Raw genomic sequence first — 20,576 nt, 5'->3', positions numbered from 1 at the left:
ATGAAGCGCCCTCACCTCCACATCCATGTGCGCATGCACCGCCAGCGCGGCATCGTGCTGGTCTTCGCTCTGATCACCCTGGTCATCCTGCTTATCGGCGCTGTGGCCATCTCGCGTTCGATCAGCTCAAGTCAGTTCACGGTGGGCAACATCGGCTTCAAGCGGGATCTGACCAACCAGGGCGAGCGAGCATTGCAGATTGCGCTGGACAGTGTGCGCGCCGGCGGCTTGCTGGCCAATGTCACGACCCGCAACACCAATCTGCCGACCGCGAACTACAGCGCCATCTTGCTTGCAACCAATGCGCAGGGCATTCCAAACGCTCTGTTGTCGGACGCGGTCTTTGCCACCGTCGGCACGGCGAGCGATATCGAGGTGCAGGACATGGGCGTCAAGATCCGCTATGTCATCGACCGCATGTCCACCGCCACCGGTGCATGCAGCAGCAGCACCTGCACCCTGGTGAACCAGACCGTGTTCGGCGGCGGCTCCAGCGAATGGATCAATTCCCAGACCAACAGTGGCGCGGCGAACAACGCGAACCCGTCCGCCGTGCCCGAGCAGCCCATCTACCGCATCAGCTTGCGAGTGACCGGGCCGCGCAACACGCTGTCGTTCTTCCAGTCCACATTCACCACCAACTGAGCCTGCTCAGGGCGCTTCGAGGTTTTCCCATGAATGCAGTCCGCCTTGTTGTCTCCGTGCGCGGCCTGGCGCTGTTGGCCAGCCTGGTGACACTCGCTGCCACATCGTCTGCCCAGGTCACGCTGGCCGACCAGCCGGTGTTCACCTCCGTCAACGTGCCGGGCAATCTGGCACTCGCGCTTTCGGTGGAATTTCCAACGGCGATCAGCGTGGCCCATCCCACGCGGACGTACTCGTCGGCCAACACTTACATCGGCTACTTCGACCCGGCGAAGTGCTACTCCTACCGCTACACCGACGGCACAGGCACCGACAACTACTTCTATCCGGACGGTGCCGCGACCAGTCGCACCTGCACGAACAAGTGGAGCGGCAACTACCTGAACTGGGCGTCGATGCAGACCATCGACCCCTTCCGCTGGGCGCTGACGGGCGGCTATCGGGTGATCGACACCTCCGCGCTGACCGTCCTCGAAAAGGCCTGGGCGCCAAGCGGCCAGGGCAGCACGAGCAACTTCCCCGACAGCAGCATCGCCAACGCTGCCATATCTGGCGCCACGCCGTTCACCAACGCCAGCCTGCTGAGTACGCGCATTTGGGCTCTGGGCAACAAGATCCGGTTCATGACGCCCGATGCGGGCTTCGCCAACAGCGCGACGTTTTCCGCGCAGTACTACGGCAACAAGACGCTCACCGGCGCGACGGTGGCCACCCGCACCGAGGGCTTCATCAACTACAACATCACTGGCAACTGGTTTCCGGCCGGGGTGAGCACCACCAATGTGTCGGCCAAATGGACGGGGTCGGTCAAGGCACCCACGAATGGGAGCTACAGCTTCAAGATTCGCGGAGATGACGGCGTCAAGCTGACCGTGACGAAAAGCAATGGCACGTCCTACAGCACGAACAACACCGGCTGGAAGGACCAGGGCGCCACTGACTACTTTCTCAACGTGCCCGGCGTGGGTACCAACGACACGCTGACCATCGTTGTCGAGTACTACCAGGGCACCGGCGGCGGCGAAGTCAGCCTGCAATGGCAACTGCCTGGTGGAACCACTTATGCCAATGTGGGTGGCGGCGGTGCTACCGACTTGTATGCGACAGCCACGCACTACAACCCGGCCAATGCATTGCAGAACGGCACGCTTTATGAGGCGTTTGTCCGCGTCAAGGTTTGTGACACTGCGGCCTCGCCGGAAGCCAACTGCACGACCTACGGCGCCACTTCTTCCAAGCCGACCGGGCTGATGCAAAAGTACGCGGACAAGATCCGCTACAGCGCCTTCGGCTATCTGAACGACAGCAACCTCAACCGAGACGGCGGCGTGCTGCGTGCCAAGCAGAAGTTCATCGGCCCGACGAGCCCGGTACCGGGCGGCATCCCGGTCGCCAACCCCAAGGCCGAGTGGGATGCCAGTACCGGCGTCATGGCCACTAACCCCGATCCCGCCGATGCCACGGTGACCGGCGTGAGCAACAGCGGGGTGATGAACTATTTGAACAAGTTCGGCCAGATCACGCCGGGTGCCTACAAGATGTACGACCCGGTCAGCGAGCTGTACTACGCGACGCAGCGCTATTACCGCAACCTCGGCAATGTGCCGGCCTGGACGAATGGCGCGACGGCGACCCAGACCGATGGCTTCCCCGTCATCACGACCTGGGACGACCCGGTCCAGTATTCATGCCAGCGCAACTTCGTGCTCGGCATCGGTGACGTCAATACCCATGCCGACCGCAACCTGCCCGGTGCGACCGGCGCCTCGGAGCCATCGAAGCCGGCTGAAGTCAGCAGCGACACCGGCGTCAACGCCTACGACTGGACCAACCGGGTCGGCGTGCTGCAGGGCCTGGGCAGTTCGCTCGGATCCACCCAACCATACGGCGGCTGCTGCACCAACAACGGCGCGCTGATGGCCGGCTTGGCGTACTGGTCCAACATCAACGACATCCGCAGCGACAAGACCGGCGTCCAGACCATCCAGACCTATTGGCTGGACGTGCTGGAATACCAGGCATTCAAGTCCAACAACCAGTTCTATCTGGCCGCCAAGTACGGTGGCTTTAAGCCGCCCAGCACGTATTCGGACGCCACGGCGAGCGCCACAGACTTTGCGAACAACGGGGCCAACAAGTCGTGGTGGGCCACGACGACTGACACCACGCCGGACGGCGCCCCGCGGCCGGACAACTACTACACCGCGGCCCGCGCTGATCAGATGGTGGAGGGCCTGACCAAAACCTTCTCCAGCATTGCCTCGCAGCTCTCCGCCTATTCGACGTCGTTCTCGACGGCACTGCCGCAGGTCTCCGCTCTCGGCGTGGCGTCCTATTCAACGAAGTTCGATGCCAAGAGCTGGACGGGCGAACTCGAAGCCAGCCTGACGACCTTCAATGCCACCACCGGCGAGCCCAGCCTGCAAAGCCAGTGGACCTTTGCCGGCAAGCTCGATACGCAGGCAGCTGGCACGGGCTGGGACACGGCGCGCAAGATCGTCACCTACAACACGACAAGCAACGCCGGCGTGCCGTTTCGCAGCGGCACAGGCGGCATCTCCAGCAGCCAGCTCACGGCACTGGATACCGCCTATGTCGCCGGTGACGATTCGGCCAACTACCTGAACTACCTGCGCGGCGACCGAACGCATGAGCTGTCGTCTGCAGCGACCGGCTCGACGAAGGCCTATCGTGATCGCGCCAAGCTGCTGGGTGACATCGTCAATGCGAAAGCGCGGCCGGTGGCCAGCCCTGCCGCCCCGTATTCCGCCGCCAACAACCCCGGCTACGACACCTTCAAGACCACTCACGCCAACCGACAGCAGATGGTCTATGTGAGCAGCAACGACGGCATGGTGCATGCCGTGAACGGCAGCCTCACCGGCACGGACGCCGGCAAGGAGGTCTGGGCCTACATCCCGGGGGCCCTGTTCAACGGCCCCACCGGCGCACCCAGCACCGATGGCCTGGCATCGATCGGCAACCCGACCTTCATCCACCACTTCATGGTGGACGCCACGCCGCTGACCATTGATGTCGACTTCGGGCGCACGGTTGGCGGCACCGGTACCGACTGGCGCACCATCCTTCTCGGCGGGCTCGGCAAGGGCGGCAAGATCCTCTATGCGCTGGACATCACCGACCCGGCCTCGGTCACGAGCGAAGCGATCGCGGCACAGAAGGTGTTGTGGGAATTCAAGGACGCCGACCTGGGCTACACCTACGGCCAGCCGGTCGTCGTGAAGACCCGCAAGTACGGCTGGGTGGTGGTGGCCGGATCGGGCTACAACAACGCCGACGGCAAGGCCTACTTCTTCTTCATCAACCCGCGCACCGGCGCGCTGCTGGAGAAGGTGGCCACCAGCTGCAGCACTTGTTCGGCCAGCAACCAGGCGGGTATGGCACACGTCAACGCCTTCGTGCTCGACCTGACCGATGGCTATGCGGATGCCGTCTATGGTGGCGACCTGATGGGCAACATCTGGCGCGTCGACGTCTCGGGAACCACCGCGTATCCCGCGCCAGTCAATTTCGCCCAGCTGGTGGGCGCCAACGGGACCCCCCTTCCTGTCACCAGCAAGCCCTTGCCCGTGGTGCAGCCCGGCACCAACCGCCGCTTCATCACAGTGGGCACCGGCCGCCTGCTCGACTCCAGCGATCTGGGCAACACCCAGGCGCAGCGCTTCTTTGCCATCCTGGACGGCACCAACGGCGCCTTCAGCAAGGACGGCACCATTACTGGCCAAACCTCGGACCTGCCGGCGGGCATCACCTTCCCATTGACGGTGTCCAACCTGCTGGAGCTGACCAACCTCAACAACAAGATCTCGCTGGACCTGCGCACGCAACTCGGCTGGTTTGTCGATCTGGGCGTTTCTGCCGGTGGGCCGGGCTGGCGCGTGCTGTCGGACCCGACGTCCTTCTACGGCACCGTCGCCTTCGCCGCCACCTCGCCCAGCTCCACCGACCCCTGCGCGCCCAACGGCACCAGCCGCATCTATGCCATCGACCTTGGCTCGGGCTATTGTGGGCTGACCGGCGGCGGCACGAACTGCTATGTCAGCAAGACCGATGGCGTCGTCATCGACCTGACCTTCTACAGCGTCAACATCAACGGTGTCGGTAAATCCGTGTTGCTCGCCGGCAAGGACAACTGCACGGGCAACAACTGCCAGCCGGTTGAAAAGGTCGACACACGCAGCCCGGTCAACCTCGGCCTGCAACGCCTGAACTGGCGCGAAATCCTGATCAACAACTGAGCCGAAAGCCTCAAAGACAAGGCCGCCCTCGGGCGGCCTTGTTGCTTTTCGGACCGATGCTTTTCAGCGCGGCAGCGTCGTCACGCCCATCAGGTACTCATCCACCGCGCGTGCCGCCTGCCGGCCCTCACGAATCGCCCAGACCACCAGGCTCTGCCCGCGGCGGATGTCGCCAGCGGCGAACACCTTGTCGACATTGGTCTTGTAGGCGTTCGCACCTTCGGTCGGCGCCTTGCCGTTGCCGCGCTGGTCCTTGTCGACGCCAAAGGCTTCCAGCACCGTCGCGGCCGGCGACACGAAGCCCATTGCCAGCAGCGCCAGGTCGGCCTTGAGGATCTGCTCGCTGCCCTCAACCTCGATCATCTTGCCGCCCTGCCATTGCAGGCGCACGGTCTTGACGCCGGTCAGCTTGCCCTTCTCGCCAACGAACTCCTTGGTGGCGATGGCGAACTCGCGCTCGCAGCCCTCCTCGTGGCTGGACGACGTGCGCAGCTTGATCGGCCAGTAGGGCCAGGTCATCGGGCGGTCTTCCACTTCGGGCGGCTGGGGCAGCAACTCGAACTGGGTCACGCTCTTGGCGCCGTGGCGGTTGCTGGTGCCGACGCAGTCGCTGCCGGTGTCGCCGCCGCCGATGACGATGACGTGCTTGCCGTCGGCACGCAGTTGGTTCTTCAGCTTGTCGCCGGCGTTGACCTTGTTCTGCTGTGGCAGGAACTCCATCGCGAAGTGCACGCCGGCGAGGTCGCGGCCCGGCACCGGCAGGTCGCGCGACTGCTCGGCGCCACCGGTCAGCACGACGGCATCGAACTGGGCCTTCAGATCATCGGCTTGAATAGTTTCCTTCGCCCAATTGGTGACCTTGCTGCCTTCAGGAAGCGAGCCGATCAGCACGCCGGTGCGGAACTCGACACCCTCGGCCTTCATCTGCTCGACGCGGCGGTCGATGTGGGACTTCTCCATCTTGAAGTCCGGGATGCCGTAGCGCAGCAGGCCGCCGACGCGGTCGTTCTTCTCGAACACCGTCACGCTGTGGCCGACGCGGGCGAGCTGCTGCGCTGCGGCGAGCCCGGCGGGGCCGGCGCCGACAACCGCCACTTTCTTGCCCGTCTTCACCTTGGGCGGCTGCGGCTGCACCCAGCCCTCGGCCCAGGCGCGGTCGATGATGGCGTGCTCGATGGACTTGATGCCCACCGCGTCGTCATTGACGTTCAGCGTGCAGGCCGCCTCGCAAGGTGCGGGGCAGATGCGGCCGGTGAACTCGGGGAAGTTGTTGGTGCTGTGCAGCACGCGGATGGCGTTGTGCCAGTCTTCCGGGCGGCCCTTGTAGACCAGGTCGTTGAAGTCCGGAATGATGTTGTTGACCGGGCAGCCGCTGTTGCAGAAGGGCGTGCCGCAGTCCATGCAGCGCGCACCCTGCTGCTTGGCCTGCTCGACGTTCAGGCCGATGACGAATTCCTTGTAGTTCTTGACGCGAGCGGGGACGGGCTCGTAGCCCTCTTCCAGGCGCTCGTACTCCATGAAGCCGGTGACTTTTCCCATGCTCCCTCTCCTCAGACCTTGGCGGTGACAACGGCTTCAGGCGCCTTGGCCTGAGCGATGGTTTGTGCGGCTTCCCGGGCGGCGTTGATCTCGCCCAGCGCGCGGCGGTATTCGTTCGGGAACACCTTGATGAACTTGCCACGCGCCTCGGCCCAGTGATCGAGGATGTCGCGCGCGCGCTGGCTGCCGGTCCAGCGGTGGTGGTCTTCCAGCAGCTTCTTCAGGATGGCCTCGTCGGTCTGGGCCTCGCGGTCCACGCCGTCGACACCCTTGGTGCGGTGCCAGATGGCCTTGTCGACGCTGGCCTCCTGCTCCTGCCCGGTCTGCAGCTTTTCCAGCGAGACCATGCTGGTGTTGCAGCGCTTGGCGAAGTGGCCGTCCTCGTCATAGACGTAGGCGATGCCGCCGCTCATGCCGGCGGCGAAGTTGCGGCCGGTCTTGCCCAGCACGGCGACGGTGCCGCCGGTCATGTATTCGCAGCCATGGTCGCCCGTGCCTTCGACAACCGCCGTCGCACCCGACAAGCGCACCGCGAAGCGCTCGCCAGCCACACCACGGAAGAAGGCCTCGCCGCGCGTCGCGCCGTACAGCGCAGTGTTGCCGACGATGATGTTCTTGGTCGCGTCGCCGCGGAAGTCGATGCTCGGGCGCACGACGACGCGGCCACCCGACATGCCCTTGCCGGTGTAGTCGTTGGCGTCCCCGATCAGGTAGAAGGTGATGCCCTGGGCCAGGAAGGCGCCGAAGCTCTGGCCGCCGGTGCCTTCCATCTGGATGAAGATGGTGTGGTCGGGCAGGCCCTCGGGCTTCTGGCGGATCAGTTCGCCGGACAGACGCGCACCGACCGAGCGGCGCACGTTGGTCACCTCTTGCATGAACTGCACCTTCTCGCCCTTTTCGAAGGCGGGCAGGCACTTCTCGATGAGCTTCACATCCAGCGCACGCTCCAGGCCGTGGTCCTGCACATCGTTGTGGATGCGAGCGACGTCAGCGGGAACGTTGGGGCGATGGAAGATGCGGCCGAAGTCCAGGCCCTTGGCCTTCCAGTGCGAGATGGCCTTCTTGGTGTCCAGCCAGTCACTGCGACCGATCAGTTCGTCGAACTTGCGCACGCCGAGCTGGGCCATGATCTGGCGCGCTTCCTCGGCGACGAAGAAGAAGTAGTTGACGACATGCTCAGGGCGGCCGGTGAACTTTTTGCGCAGCACCGGGTCCTGCGTGGCCACGCCCACCGGGCAGGTGTTGAGGTGGCACTTGCGCATCATGATGCAGCCCTCGGCCACCAGCGGCGCGGTGGCGAAGCCGAACTCATCGGCGCCCAGCAGTGCGCCGACAACGACGTCACGGCCGGTCTTCATCTGGCCATCGGCCTGTACGCGCACGCGGCCGCGCAGGCGGTTCAGCACCAGGGTCTGCTGCGCTTCGGCCAAGCCCAGCTCCCAGGGCGTGCCACAGTGCTTGATGGACGACCAGGGCGAGGCGCCGGTGCCGCCGTCGTGACCGGCGATGACGATGTGGTCGGCCTTGCACTTGGCCACGCCTGTTGCCACCGTGCCCACACCGACTTCCGACACCAGCTTGACCGACACGTCCGCCTTCGGGTTGACGTTCTTCAGGTCATGGATGAGCTGGGCCAGGTCTTCGATGGAGTAGATGTCGTGGTGAGGCGGCGGACTGATGAGGCCGACACCGGGCACCGAGTGGCGCAGCATGCCGATGTACTCGGACACCTTGCCGCCGGGCAGCTGTCCGCCTTCACCGGGCTTGGCGCCCTGGGCCATCTTGATCTGGATCTGGTCGGCACTGACCAGGTATTCGGTCGTGACGCCGAAGCGGCCCGAGGCCACCTGCTTGATCTTGGAGCGCAGCGAGTCGCCGTCCTTCAGCTCGTAGTCGACGGCGATGACCTTGCCGTCGATCACGTCGCTGATCTTGGTGCCATCGGTGATCTTGATGCCCTTGAGCTCGTTGCGATAGCGCGCCGGGTCTTCGCCGCCCTCACCCGTGTTGCTCTTGCCGCCGATGCGGTTCATGGCGACGGCCAGCGTGGCATGCGCCTCGGTGGAGATGGAGCCCAGCGACATGGCGCCGGTGGCGAAGCGCTTGACGATGTCGGCGGCCGACTCGACCTCCTCCAGCGGCACGGCCTTGGCCGGGTCGAACTTGAACTCGAACAGGCCACGCAGCGTCATGTGACGCTTGCTCTGGTCGTTGATGAGCTGGGCGTAGTCCTTGTAGGTCTCGAACTTGCCCGAGCGTGCCGCATGCTGCAGCTTGGCGATGGCATCGGGCGTCCACATGTGCTCTTCGCCGCGGGTGCGCCAGGCGTATTCGCCGCCGGTCTCCAGCATGCTGTCCAGCAGCGGGTCGTCGCTGAAGGCGGCCTCGTGCATGCGGATGGCCTCTTCAGCCACCTCGAACACGCCGATGCCGCCGACCTGGGTGGGCGTGCCGCGGAAGTACTTCTCGACGAAGTCGCGCTGCAGGCCGATGGCCTCGAAGATCTGCGCGCCGCAGTAGGACATGTAGGTCGAGATGCCCATCTTGGACATGATCTTGGAGAGACCCTTGCCCACGGCCTTGATGTAGTTGTAGCGGGCCTGCTCGGCCGTCAGCTTGGGCGGCAGCTCGTCCTTCATCGCCTCGAGCGTTTCCAGCGCGAGGTAGGGGTGGACGGCCTCGGCGCCATAACCGGCCAACACGGCGAAGTGGTGCACCTCGCGCGCGGTACCGGTCTCGACCACCAGGCCGGCCGTCGTGCGCAGGCCTTCACGCACCAGGTGGTGATGGACGGCCGACAGGGCCAGCAGCGCCGGAATGGCGATGCGGTCGGCGCTGAGGTGGCGGTCCGTGATGATGAGAATGTTGTGGCCGGTCTTGATGGCGTCCACGGCCGAAGCGCACAGCGAGGCGAGCTGGGCTTCGACACCCGCGCGGCCCCAGTCGCGCGGGTAGGTAATGTCCAGCTCGCTGGGCTTGAACTTGCCGTTGGTGGGCTTCTCGATGCCGCGCAGGCGCGCCATGTCGTCGAAGTCCAGGATGGGCTGGCTGACTTCAAGCCGCATCGGTGGGTTGATCGCGTTGATGTCCAGCAGGTTCGGCTTGGGGCCGATGAAGCTGTTCAGCGACATCACGATGTTTTCGCGGATCGGGTCGATCGGCGGGTTTGTGACCTGGGCGAAGAGCTGCTTGAAGTAGTTGTAGAGCGGCTTGTTTTTGCCCGACAGCACCGCCAGCGGCGAGTCGTTGCCCATCGAGCCGATGCCCTCTTCGCCATTGGCGGCCATCGGCGCAAGCAGGAATTTGATGTCTTCCTGCGTGGTGCCAAAGGCCTGCTGGCGGTCCAGCAGCGACGTGGTGGAGCCGGGGCGGACGGCTTCCGGCACGGTGATGTCGTCCAGCTTGACGCGGACGTTCTCGATCCACTGGCGGTAGGGGCGCGCGTTGGCGAATTGGTTCTTCAGTTCCTCGTCGTCGACGATGCGGCCCTGCTCCAGGTCGATGAGGAACATCTTGCCGGGCTGCAGGCGCCACTTCTTGACGATCTTCGCTTCGGGAATCGGCAGCACGCCGGACTCGGACGCCATGACGACGAGGTCGTCGTCGGTGATGCAGTAGCGGGCCGGCCGCAGGCCGTTGCGGTCCAGCGCGGCGCAGACCTGGCGGCCATCGGTGAAGGCCATGGCGGCGGGGCCGTCCCAGGGCTCCATCATGGCGGCGTGGTACTCGTAGAAGGCGCGGCGGCGCTCGTCCATGCCTTCGTGCTGCTCCCAGGCTTCCGGGATCATCATCATGGCCGCGTGGGCGAGCGGGTAGCCGGCCATCGTCAGCAGCTCAAGCGCGTTGTCGAAGGTGGCCGTGTCGGACTGGTGCTCGAAGCTGATGGGGTAGAGCTTCTTCAGGTCGTCGCCCAGCACAGGCGACTTCATGACGCCTTCACGCGCGCGCATCCAGTTGAAGTTGCCCTTGACCGTGTTGATCTCGCCGTTGTGGCAGACCATGCGGTAGGGGTGGGCCAGCGGCCACTCGGGGAAGGTGTTGGTGGAGAAGCGCTGGTGGACCAGAGCGATGGCGGAGACGACGCGCGGGTCGGCCAGGTCCAGGTAGTACTTGCCGACCTGGTCGGCCAGCAGCAGGCCCTTGTAGATGACGGTGCGGCAGCTCATGCTGGGCACGTAGTACTCGCGGCTGTGCGTGAGCTTGAGCGCCTGGATGGCGCTGGAGGCGGTCTTGCGGATGACGTAGAGCTTTCGCTCCAGCGCGTCGGGCACGATGATGTCCGGGCCGCGGCCGATGAAGATCTGGCGGATCACCGGCTCCTTCTCGCGCACGGTGGGCGACATCGGCATCTCGCGGTCCACCGGCACATCGCGCCAGCCGATCAGCACCTGGCCTTCGGCCTTGATGGCGCGCGCGAGTTCCTGCTCGCAGGCTAGGCGGGACGCGGCTTCTTTCGGCAGGAAGATCATGCCAACGCCGTACTCACCGGGCGGCGGCAGGTTGATGCCCTGCTTGCCCATCTCGGCGCGGTAATACTCGTCGGGGATCTGAATCAGGATGCCAGCGCCGTCGCCCATCAGCTTGTCGGCACCCACCGCGCCGCGGTGATCCAGGTTCTCCAAGATCTTCAGACCTTGCTGGACGATGTGGTGCGCCTTTTGGCCCTTGATATGAGCCACGAAGCCCAGGCCGCACGCATCTTTCTCATTGCCGGGCCGGTAAAGCCCGTGCTCGGTGACGTCTTGGATTTCGGACTGAATCTGCGCGGCGTGGCTCATGGCGCCCTCCTGGAACACAACAGGGCGGAGCGTACTGCAGCGCAGCAAAGGCGGCAACTTGATTAAAGTGGGGTCAGTGTCAATTATTTTCGAACAGAGACAGCCGTTCTAATAAATTAGGGTCAGATCAATTGGCGTTTGACGCTGAGAGCTTGCGAGGGCGGCCCCGTGGTCGCTTGTTCACTACAGGTCCGTGATCAATCGCCAGCGGTTTGAGGAATGCATCACTCCCGACGGGCCGCCCTCGCAGCACCGACTCCGTAAACAGAGCTTGTTCATCTGCCGGGACGCCCTGGTCTGTAAAGGCTCGGTAGGCATGCTCGCGTTCGAAAGGCGTGTTGCCCAAAGACCAATAGCGCTCGTGTTCAGTGACTAAAGCTTGCCGGCCCAAGCCGAGATGGTGGGCGGCACTGGACCATGTCCATTGCGCCGGCTCTGCACAAAGGCCGGCGCGCACGGGATTGAGTTCGATATAGCGCATGCAGGCCAGCAAGTGCCGCTCGCCTTCGATGAGCCCGGCACGGAAGCGCCCTTCCCAGAGGGTGCCGCTACGCTGATGCCTCGCGTTGAACCACCCCACGTAGCGGCGGCCGAGAGCCTGCATCATCCGACTCAGCGCTTCCGAAGCTGGGGGCGTCACCAGGAGATGGAAATGGTTGTCCATCAACACATAGGCATGGATGGCGACGCTGTATTGCGCGGCTACATCGGCCAGTACCGTCAGCAGCTGCTGTCGATCAAGATCGCTGAAGAAGATCGCCTGGCGATTGTTGCCGCGCAAGACGACATGGTGGGGCTGACCCGAAAGGATCAAGCGAGGAAGTCGAGCCATGGCAGTTCCTTGGTGGCAAACCGAAGGTCAGCAGGATATCGACTCCGACCCCTTTTCAAGCTCAGAAGAGGCTCAACCCGGTCAGGCGGTGATGCTCGCGGATAGCAAATCGATCCGTCATGCCGGCGATGTAGTCAGCGCAGGCGCGCTCCCGGTCGGCGCGCTCCGCGAAGTCGGATGGCATTTGCGCAGGGTCGGAAGAATAGGCCGCGAACAGATCGCGCAGCACCTGCTCGGCACGGGCGCGGGTCGACTGCACCTGGGCATGACGGTAGAGGTTGGCGAAGAGGAAGCGCTTGAGGGCCGTGCTCTTCGCCCGCATGTCAGCGCTGAAACGAATCAAGGGCCTTTCGGCACCGCGCACGGCATTGCCGTCGGCCGGCCTGGCCTCGGCCAGCGCCTCGCGCGTTGAATCGATGATGTCGTAGACCTGGGCCGAGAGCATGCGCCTGATCGTCTCGAACAAGAGCCGCTTGCCGGTCAGATGCGGGTGGGCATCCAGCGCGGCGCGCCAATACTGCCGCACCAGTTCCACTTCCAGCAGTTGCTCCAGCTCGATCAGCCCGGATCGCACCCCGTCGTCGACGTCATGCGCGTTGTAGGCCACCTCGTCGGCGAGGTTGCAGAGCTGGGCCTCCAAGCTAGGCTGCCCGCCGTGCAGAAAGCGCGTGGCAACGCCGCCGGGCTCGCCTGCTTCGAGGATCTCGGCATTGCGGTGCGAGCAATGCTTGAGGATGCCTTCGCGGGTTTCGAAGCAGAGGTTGAGGCCGTCGAAAGCGGGGTAGCGCTGCTCCAGCTGGTCGACCACGCGCAGCGATTGCAGGTTGTGCTCGAAGCCGCCATGGCCACGCATGCAATCGTCCAGCACATCCTGACCCGCGTGACCGAAAGGCGTGTGGCCGAGGTCATGCGCCAGCGCGACCGCTTCGACCAAGTCTTCATCCAGGCCGAGACTGCGCGCGATGGACCGGCCCAGCTGAGCCACCTCCAGCGAATGTGTCAGCCGCGTGCGGAACAGGTCGCCTTCATGGTTCAGGAAGACCTGGGTCTTGTAGACCAGGCGCCGGAACGCCGTGCTGTGGATGATGCGGTCGCGGTCGCGCTGGAACTCGCTGCGCGTCGGCGCTGCAGGTTCGGGCAGCCGCCGGCCGCGGCTGCGCGCGGGGTCCGCGGCATAGGCCGGGCAAACGGGTGACATCAGGCTGCTCCGTGGGCCGCCAGCATGTCTGCAATAACCGCGTCGGGCACGGCATGCAGGCCGGCCTGGCCCAGCGACTCTATGAGCACAAAGCGGATGGCCCCGGACTCAGCCTTCTTGTCGACGCGCATCAGTTGCAGATAGCGCTCGGTGCCGAGCTTGGGCGGCTGCACCGGCAGGCCGGCGCGTTCGATCAGCACCCGCAAACGGTCGACGAAAGCCGCTGGCGTCAAGCCCATGCGCGCGGACAGGTCGGCGGCAAGCACCATGCCGCAGGCGACCGCCTCACCGTGCAGCCATTTGCCATAGCCAAGGCCGGCCTCGATGGCATGACCGACCGTGTGGCCGAAGTTCAGGATGGCGCGCAGGCCCTGCTCCCTCTCGTCCTGGCCGACCACGTCGGCCTTGATTTCGCAGCTGCGCCGCACGGCATAGCCCAGGACTGCCTTGTCGCGGGCAAGCAGCGCATCCAGGTTGTCCTCGATCCAGCACAGGAAACCGGCATCGGCAATCGGGCCGTACTTGATCACCTCGGCGAGACCGGCGCGCAACTCGCGATCCGGCAGGCTGTCCAGCACGTCGAGGTCAGCGATGACACGTTCCGGCTGGTAGAAGGCGCCGAGCATGTTCTTGCCGAGCGGATGGTTGATGGCCGTCTTGCCCCCGACCGATGAATCGACCTGGGCCAGCAGCGTCGTCGGCACCTGCACGAAGGGCACACCGCGCATATAGATGGCGGCAGCGAAACCCGTCATGTCACCGATGACGCCGCCACCGAGGGCAAACAACACCGTCTTGCGGTCCAGCGCCTCGCCCAACAGGTGGTCGCAGATGCGGTTGAGGCTGGCCCAGTCCTTGTGCTCCTCGCCATCGGGCAGCGCGACGAGGTCGACACGAGCATAGACGCCCTGCAGGCGCTCCCGCAGGCGCGCGGCGTAAAGCGGCGCGACGGTATCGTTGCTGACAATGACAGCCGCCGCCGCCTTGGGCAGGCCCTGCCAGCTTGCGGCCTCGTCGAGCAGGCCGGAGCCGATGCGAATCTCGTAGTTGCGGTCGTCGGGAAGGCGGATGCGGACGGTATCAGTGGCAGGCATGCGGCCAAGTGTATGAGGCGCCCCGCCGCCCACGCCCGCTCAAGCGTGCATCAAAGCGGCTCGGCGCCGACGGTCGCGGCCACCCGGGTTGGGTCAAGCAGCCCGGCCAGCTCCAACTGCATCAAGGCCATGTTGACGAGGGCATGCACGGACGGCCTGGCGCTTTCGAGCACGTAATGCGCGCAGCGTCGGTACAGCGGGTCTCGCTGGTGGTGCAGTTCGCGCAACTTGGCCAGCGGGTCGCGCACCTGCAGCAAGGGCCGCGTCGTGTCGTGACGAAGTCGGCGGAACAGGTCTTCGGGCGTGGAGCGCAGGTAAAGCACCGTCGCGCCCTCATGGAGCAGTTCCCGATTTCGCTCGCGCAACACCGCCCCACCGCCGGTGGCCAGCACACGGTCGCCGGAACGGGCGATCAAGTCGGCGATGACTTCGGTTTCCACGTCCCGGAAGGCTTCCTCCCCATGCCGCTCGAAGAACTGCTTGATGCTGCCGCCAATGCGCAGCTCGATCTCGTGGTCCGAATCGACAAAAGGCACGCCGATTTGGCGTGCCAGTTGTTTACCGACGGTGGACTTGCCACCGCCGGGCATGCCGACGAGGGCGATCACTTCACCTCGGGTCAGTGCAACTGCCTGAACTGCCATAAGGACTGATCACGAAAGGAGGGGCCGTCTCCGAAGTGAGATCGCTTGCAGCAACAGGCAGTTCCGCATAGGTGTAAACGTAGTTCACCACGACATTCGCGTACGTAGGTGGGACCGCTGCCACCGCTTGAGCCACAAGACTTGCATACGACCGCGACGGTAGCAGCACCGGCACACCAATGGGGTAGTAGGCCGGCGGGCTTACGACGCCTGCGGCAGTGACCGTGATCTTGAAGCTCACCCAACTACCCAAACTCTTAGGGTATTCCAATTGGAGTACCGCGACCCCGTTTGCATCAGTCTTCGTAGCTCCAACGAGCGTGATTGCGACGTCGGACTTGCGAGGATCCAACTGCTTGTTACCGTTGATATCTTCGCCCCCGTCAATGACTCCATTGCGATTCAGATCTTCATTCGGGCAAATTGCATTCAGTTCACCCAACGTTGCCGTGCTAGAGAAAAGGGCAGCATAGTCACCGCGGGGCGCTCGCTCCCAGCGCGTTGCACCCCGGTTGTATTGCCAGAACCCTTTCAGATTACTACCAAGATCCAACGATGGGGTGATCTGTACATCGGCCTTCGGATTGCCTGCAGAGTCGACAACAAGAACGACATACTTCTTGAGGTAGGTCAAACCGGAAGGACCGTTGCTGATCGTGTTGTCTGTACCAATCGAGATCGACACTGGATTCGAAACGATCGTCAAAGTGGTCGACAGCAATTGGCCGCCCGCACCTGCGCAATTGGTGGCAGAGTCGGTCGGAGCAAAATCGGTCGTCTTCCAGCAGGCCTGGATCGTCACGCCGTTCGTGGGGCTGCTCACACCGCCAGGGGCGTACGTTGTCGAGGCTGTACCAGAGGTATCGGAAAGGACCGTGTTACTGCCTGAACTGATAGCGCCGGTTCCGTTGTCACCTACAACCCTGAACAGCACACGAATGTTCGGGATGGGCGCATTGCTGCCATCACGGAAAAACGCGTTGACCGTTACCTGGTTGCTAGTGTTTGCCGTGTTAACGGCAACCACATCGGCCGAAAGGTTTAACGCCGTGGCAGCGGGGTTTGTTGCAACCGGCACGGTCGTGCTTCCGCCTCCCGGAATGGGTATCGTGACGGTGGACTCAACGCCGCCTGCAGAAGCCTTGATCGTCAGACTGGTGCCGGGTGCGTTGGGCGTGACGTACTCAAACTTGTAGCCCCCATTCAGGTCCGTGTTGCCTGTACGACTAGTGACGCCTTCGCCAGAGACGCTGATAGGCACGCCCGTCATCGGGTTGCTGTTCACATCAGTCAGCGTGTATTGCACAGTACCCGTTGAGCCGACGGCTGCAACGGCGGGCACAGGACTAGCCTGAGAGAAGCGCGCACCCGTGACCTGGAAGGCAGCCGTCCGCGTCAATGTGCCACTCGTCGCGACGATGGTGATAGGACGGTTCGAGCGGTCCTGGCCAATGCTGACCGTACCCGTTACTTGACCGTTAGCATTGGTTTGGTTGGAAGGCGCTACAAGAAAGGCACTCGCGTCTGACACAGACAATTGGACAGGGATGCCCTGCAAAGCGTTTCTGTTCGCGTCCACTGCGGTTGCAGTAGCGACGACCGTCCGGCTGCCGGAGTTGTCGATGTTGGTTGCGCTCAGCGTCAGCGTAAGGTCATTGGCCTGGGGATTTGTCGGTGACGAATTCTGGACGACGTTAAACGTCACGGCGCGCGAAACGGCTCCGGAGGTGACCGTCAGAGTCACGGGCCTAGCGGAAGTGTCAGATCCCTGTGTGATGATTGCCGTCAACACACCGGTTTGCGCGTTTGTGGCGTTAGCCGCAGGCGTCACCAAGGCATTTGCGTTCACGCCAAAGCTGACCGGCACACCACCGACGGCGACGCGATTCGCATCTATTGACGTGACCGTCGCCGTAACAGAGTCAGATCCGGAATTCGTCAGGGTGTTCTTGCTAAGCACGACGACCAGATCGGACGCCACCGCACTGGCCGCGCCAGATGGGCTTGACGCCCCAGTACCGGGGCCAACGACCGGCGTGCCGGCATCGCCACCACCACCGCCGCACGCTGTCAGCACTCCAACAACTACACCACCAACAAGCGCACGAATCGCGCCACGGCGCCAAGCATCAAACTTCATCATTCGGATCACTCCCGTGTGCAGCTAACGCAGCCGCCACATCATCTGTTCAGGAATCTCAACGCACCGTCGCCCGCTCGCTGACCACCTTGGGTGTCAGGAAGATCAACAGCTCGGTCTTGGAAGTCGTACGGGTCTTGTTCTTGAACAAGTTGCCCAGATAAGGCACATCGCCCAGGACCGGCACCTTGTTGATGGTCTCGCCCTCGTCCTGCGTGTAGATGCCGCCGATGACCACAGTGCCGCCGTTCTCGACCAGCACCTGCGTCTGGGCATGCTTGGTGTTGATGGCATAGCCCTGGGGCGTCAAGGTGCCGCGGCTGTCCTTGTTGACGTCGACGTTCAGGATGACGCTGCCCTCAGGCGTGATCTGCGGCGTGACCTCAAGCTTGAGATTGGCCTTGCGGAAGGCGATGGACGTCGCGCCGCTGGCTGTTGCTACCTGATAAGGCAGCTCCTCACCCTGCTCGATGACGGCCTTGACTTGGTCCGCCGTGATGATGCGCGGGCTGGAGACCACCTTGCCCTTGCCATCGGACTCAAGCGCCGAAAGCTCCAGGTTCAGGAAGCGGTTGGCCGTGGCGCTGAAGAGCGACAGCGCAATGGTCTGTGCGACGGCGCCGGAGAAGCTGTCAGACGAAGTGTTAGCCGGCAGGTTGACGAACTGCGTGTTGTTGTAGTTCGACGCCACACCCTGGTTGGTCTGCGAACCGACGCCGTTGTAGTTGCCGCCAACCGTCACATAGTTGCCGCCACCGACCGAGTAGCCGGGGATGCCGCCCTGCTGCCCGCGCAGGTCGTTGACGCCGAGCTTGAGGCCGAGTGCCCGGCCGAAGCGGTCATTGGCCTCGACGATGCGGGCTTCGATCAACACCTGCCGCACCGGGATGTCGATCTTGGCGATCATGGCCTGGATCTCTTCGAGCTTGCTCGGGATGTCGGACACGAAAAGCTGGTTGGTGCGCGGCTCGAAGATGACGCTGCCGCGCGGCGACAGGATCTTCGTGCCCGAACCGCCGCCGCTGCCGCCACTGCTGCCACCACCGCTGCCCGAGGTCGTGCCCTGGCCGGTCAGGCCCTTGGCGATGTCCTCTGACTTCACATAGTTGAGCTGGAACGACTGGGTGCGCAGCGGCTCCAGCTGAGCAATGGCCGCCTTCGCTTCCAGGTCGAGCTTTTCCTTGGCCGCCAACTCTTCCTTCGGCGCAATCCACAGCACGTTGCCGGACTTCTTCAGCCCCAGGCCCTTGGCCTGCATGATGATGTCCAGCGCCTGGTCCCAGGGAACGTCCTTCAGGCGAAGCGTAACGCTGCCGGTCACGGTGTCGCTGGTGACGACGTTGAAGTTCGTGAAGTCGGCAATGACTTGCAGCAGCGCCCGAACCTCGATGTTCTGGAAGTTCAGCGACAGCTTGTCGCCGGCATAGCCAGGCCCTTGGGTCAACTTGTTGGGGTCGACCTTCAACGGCCGCACTTCCAGCACAAACTGGTTGTCGCTTTGGTAGGCGCTGTGCTCCCAGCTGCCGCTCGGCTGCACGACCATGCGTACACGATCACCCGTCTGGGTGGTTGTGATCATCTGCACCGGCGTACCGAAGTCCACGACGTCGATCCTGCGACGCAGGTTCTCGGGCAGGCTGGAGCGCAAGAACTCGACGACGAGGTTTTGCCCTTGCTGCTGGATGTCAACACCGACCTGGTTGCTCGGCAAGTTGACGACGACTCGGCCGGCACCGTCGGCGCCGCGACGGAAGTCGATGTCCCGCAGTTGCTGAGGTGCGGCATTCAGGCTTTGCGCGAAGTGCACCGGCTCACCGGGAGCCTGTGCCTGCACAGGCGCAGCATCCAGCACGACGACCAGTGAATTGCCTTCCAGCTTGGCGGTATAGCCGGACGCGTTGCGCAAGTTCAGCACGATGCGCGAGCGGTCGCCCGCCTGCGCGACATTCGCCGAGCGCAGATTGCCCTGGTTGATGTCCACCTGGTTTCGGCCGATGCCATTGACGACTCCTGGCAAATCGAGGGCGATGCGCGGTGGCGTCTGGATCGTGAACCCCCTCGGCAAGGCCGTTAGAGGTTCGCTCAATTCAATCCGAACGACCTCGACGCCAGCCTGCTGGTTGGTGTTGATCGCGCGTATCTGCGTCTGCGCCCATGCCGCAGGCGAAGCCAGCAGCGTGAGCGCGATTCCCAGCAACCAGCCACTGCCCATCGACTTGCTCTCCTGCGTTGTCCTATTCATCGTCCCTTCTCCTGTAGCTGGAGGGTACTGGTGCGCTCGATCCACTCGCCCGCAGCGTCCTGGACGACTTCTCGCAACGTGATCTCGGTTTCGGTGATCTTGGTGATGCGGCCAAAGTTCTGGCCGAGGTAATCACCGGCCCGCACTTGGTAAAGCAGACTGTCAACACGCAGCAATGCATAACGCCTGGCATCCCTGGTCAGACTGCCGACCATGCTCATGTTGTCCAACGGATAGGCCTCCAGCGGTTCTTTGCGCCGGCTGATCTCGGCCGTCAGCAGGGAGTTCGGCTGAGCGGCCTCCTGCTTGATGGCGACGCTGAGCTTTTGCGGGCTGAACGGATCCGCGCCAGTGCCAGACTCGTACGGCTGAGGCAGGAATTTCTTGGGAGGCAACAGCGGCGTGACAGTGGCCTTGGCCTCCTTGCGCTGCTGTTCCATCCACTGGTGCAACTCCTCGACGTCGCTGCCGCAACCGGCAAGCGCCACTGCGCTGCAAAGAGCAATCGTCAGGCGCTTCATTTCTTGGCCCCCGCCTTGGCTGCTGCTTTCCGCTGCTCGGCCACTTCGGCGGAGTCCAGATAGCGGTAGGTGCGCGCCGTTGCTTCCATGCTGAGGGCGCCATTCGCGTCGCGCGCACCGGCCGGTGCCAGCACGACGACGTTGTGCAAGGTGACGATGCGCGAGAGGTTGGACACATCGGCGGCGAACGAACCGATGTCGTGATAGCGGCCGGACACTTTGACCGCAATCGGCAGCTCGGCGTAGTAGTCCTTGATCAGCACCTGGCCGGGCCTGAAGAGTTCGAACTGCAAGCCGCGCCCCACACCTGCACTGCTGATGTCAGACAGCAGGGAGTCGATCTCAGCCTTGCCAGGCAGCTGCTTCTCAAGCTGCGTCACGTATTCCTCAACCTGGCTCTTCTGCTTGCGAAGCTCGGGCAAATTGACGGCTTGGGCAAGCTTGCTTTGGTAGTCCTGACGCAGTTGCGGCTCGCGGGCGCGCTCTGCATCCAGGCCGGCCTCCTCATCAGCCAGCAAGAAAAAGTAGCCCAGGGCAACCACGACGAGCATCACGGCCAGCGACGCAGCCAACTTGGGCAGCAGCGGCCACTGTCCGGGCTCCTTCGGGTTCAGGCCCTGGAACTGGCCCGCCATCTCGGCGAACCAGGCGTTCAGGTCAAATTTTGATGTGGAGGCAGCCATG

Annotated in this window: 12 protein-coding genes; 2 read left to right on the top strand and 10 right to left on the bottom strand. The window is 63.7% G+C overall.

Annotated features, from left to right (window positions below; translation table 11 throughout):
• Complete coding sequence (locus tag ASC81_RS03530) at positions 1-645, top strand: hypothetical protein (protein WP_056262766.1); 645 nt, start codon at positions 1-3, stop codon at positions 643-645.
• Between the two features lie 29 nt (positions 646-674).
• The gene (locus ASC81_RS03525) at positions 675-4,904 is read left to right on the top strand and encodes a PilC/PilY family type IV pilus protein (protein WP_056262763.1); all 4,230 of its coding nucleotides are present in this window, start codon (positions 675-677) and stop codon (positions 4,902-4,904) included.
• 63 nt (positions 4,905-4,967) lie between these two features.
• Here ASC81_RS03525 and ASC81_RS03520 read toward each other — a convergent pair whose 3' ends face one another.
• From ASC81_RS03520 to ASC81_RS03480, 10 genes are all read right to left on the bottom strand, one after another.
• Positions 4,968-6,443 carry a glutamate synthase subunit beta gene (locus tag ASC81_RS03520; protein ID WP_056262762.1) on the bottom strand — a complete coding sequence of 492 codons (1,476 nt, stop codon included), beginning with the start codon at positions 6,441-6,443 and terminating at the stop codon, positions 4,968-4,970.
• 11 nt (positions 6,444-6,454) lie between these two features.
• Positions 6,455-11,221: a glutamate synthase-related protein gene (locus ASC81_RS03515; protein WP_056264263.1), complete on the bottom strand. Its 4,767-nt coding sequence runs from the start codon at positions 11,219-11,221 to the stop codon at positions 6,455-6,457.
• Between the two features lie 127 nt (positions 11,222-11,348).
• Positions 11,349-12,053: a transposase gene (locus tag ASC81_RS03510; protein ID WP_056262759.1), complete on the bottom strand. Its 705-nt coding sequence runs from the start codon at positions 12,051-12,053 to the stop codon at positions 11,349-11,351.
• A 61-nt stretch (positions 12,054-12,114) separates the two neighbouring features.
• Positions 12,115-13,251, bottom strand: a complete 1,137-nt coding sequence (locus tag ASC81_RS03505) for a deoxyguanosinetriphosphate triphosphohydrolase (RefSeq protein WP_056262756.1) — start codon at positions 13,249-13,251, stop codon at positions 12,115-12,117.
• Positions 13,251-14,345: a 3-dehydroquinate synthase gene (gene aroB / locus ASC81_RS03500; protein ID WP_056262754.1), complete on the bottom strand. Its 1,095-nt coding sequence runs from the start codon at positions 14,343-14,345 to the stop codon at positions 13,251-13,253. The genes ASC81_RS03505 and aroB overlap by 1 nt, the downstream gene beginning before the upstream one ends.
• Positions 14,346-14,395: 50 nt before the next feature.
• The gene (locus ASC81_RS03495) at positions 14,396-14,989 is read right to left on the bottom strand and encodes a shikimate kinase (RefSeq protein WP_056262752.1); all 594 of its coding nucleotides are present in this window, start codon (positions 14,987-14,989) and stop codon (positions 14,396-14,398) included.
• Complete coding sequence (locus ASC81_RS26865; RefSeq protein WP_156391708.1) at positions 14,955-17,132, bottom strand: Ig-like domain-containing protein; 2,178 nt, start codon at positions 17,130-17,132, stop codon at positions 14,955-14,957. Before ASC81_RS26865 ends, ASC81_RS03495 begins: the two co-directional genes overlap by 35 nt.
• A 55-nt stretch (positions 17,133-17,187) precedes the next feature.
• Positions 17,188-19,371 carry a type IV pilus secretin PilQ gene (gene pilQ / locus ASC81_RS03490; protein WP_056262748.1) on the bottom strand — a complete coding sequence of 728 codons (2,184 nt, stop codon included), beginning with the start codon at positions 19,369-19,371 and terminating at the stop codon, positions 17,188-17,190.
• On the bottom strand, positions 19,368-19,892 hold the full coding sequence (locus tag ASC81_RS03485; RefSeq protein ID WP_056262746.1) for a pilus assembly protein PilP: 525 nt from the start codon (positions 19,890-19,892) through the stop codon (positions 19,368-19,370). Before ASC81_RS03485 ends, pilQ begins: the two co-directional genes overlap by 4 nt.
• Positions 19,889-20,575, bottom strand: a complete 687-nt coding sequence (locus tag ASC81_RS03480; RefSeq protein WP_056262744.1) for a type 4a pilus biogenesis protein PilO — start codon at positions 20,573-20,575, stop codon at positions 19,889-19,891. Before ASC81_RS03480 ends, ASC81_RS03485 begins: the two co-directional genes overlap by 4 nt.
• Between the last annotated feature and the right edge of the window lies 1 nt (position 20,576).

It is taken from the genome of Pelomonas sp. Root405, assembly GCF_001425165.1.
In the GTDB taxonomy this organism is placed as follows: domain Bacteria; phylum Pseudomonadota; class Gammaproteobacteria; order Burkholderiales; family Burkholderiaceae_C; genus Pelomonas.
The sequence above is the reverse complement of the archived record's forward strand: the minus strand, read 5'-3'. Positions and strand labels throughout refer to the sequence as shown.

Coding starts and splice junctions, on each gene's coding strand:
- ASC81_RS03530 (WP_056262766.1), top strand. CDS start 1: ATGAAGCGCCCTCACCTCCACATCCATGTGCGCATGCACCGCCAGCGC.
- ASC81_RS03525 (WP_056262763.1), top strand. CDS start 675: ATGAATGCAGTCCGCCTTGTTGTCTCCGTGCGCGGCCTGGCGCTGTTG.
- ASC81_RS03520 (WP_056262762.1), bottom strand. CDS start 6,443: ATGGGAAAAGTCACCGGCTTCATGGAGTACGAGCGCCTGGAAGAGGGC.
- ASC81_RS03515 (WP_056264263.1), bottom strand. CDS start 11,221: ATGAGCCACGCCGCGCAGATTCAGTCCGAAATCCAAGACGTCACCGAG.
- ASC81_RS03510 (WP_056262759.1), bottom strand. CDS start 12,053: ATGGCTCGACTTCCTCGCTTGATCCTTTCGGGTCAGCCCCACCATGTC.
- ASC81_RS03505 (WP_056262756.1), bottom strand. CDS start 13,251: ATGTCACCCGTTTGCCCGGCCTATGCCGCGGACCCCGCGCGCAGCCGC.
- aroB (WP_056262754.1), bottom strand. CDS start 14,345: ATGCCTGCCACTGATACCGTCCGCATCCGCCTTCCCGACGACCGCAAC.
- ASC81_RS03495 (WP_056262752.1), bottom strand. CDS start 14,989: ATGGCAGTTCAGGCAGTTGCACTGACCCGAGGTGAAGTGATCGCCCTC.
- ASC81_RS26865 (WP_156391708.1), bottom strand. CDS start 17,132: ATGATGAAGTTTGATGCTTGGCGCCGTGGCGCGATTCGTGCGCTTGTT.
- pilQ (WP_056262748.1), bottom strand. CDS start 19,371: ATGAATAGGACAACGCAGGAGAGCAAGTCGATGGGCAGTGGCTGGTTG.
- ASC81_RS03485 (WP_056262746.1), bottom strand. CDS start 19,892: ATGAAGCGCCTGACGATTGCTCTTTGCAGCGCAGTGGCGCTTGCCGGT.
- ASC81_RS03480 (WP_056262744.1), bottom strand. CDS start 20,575: ATGGCTGCCTCCACATCAAAATTTGACCTGAACGCCTGGTTCGCCGAG.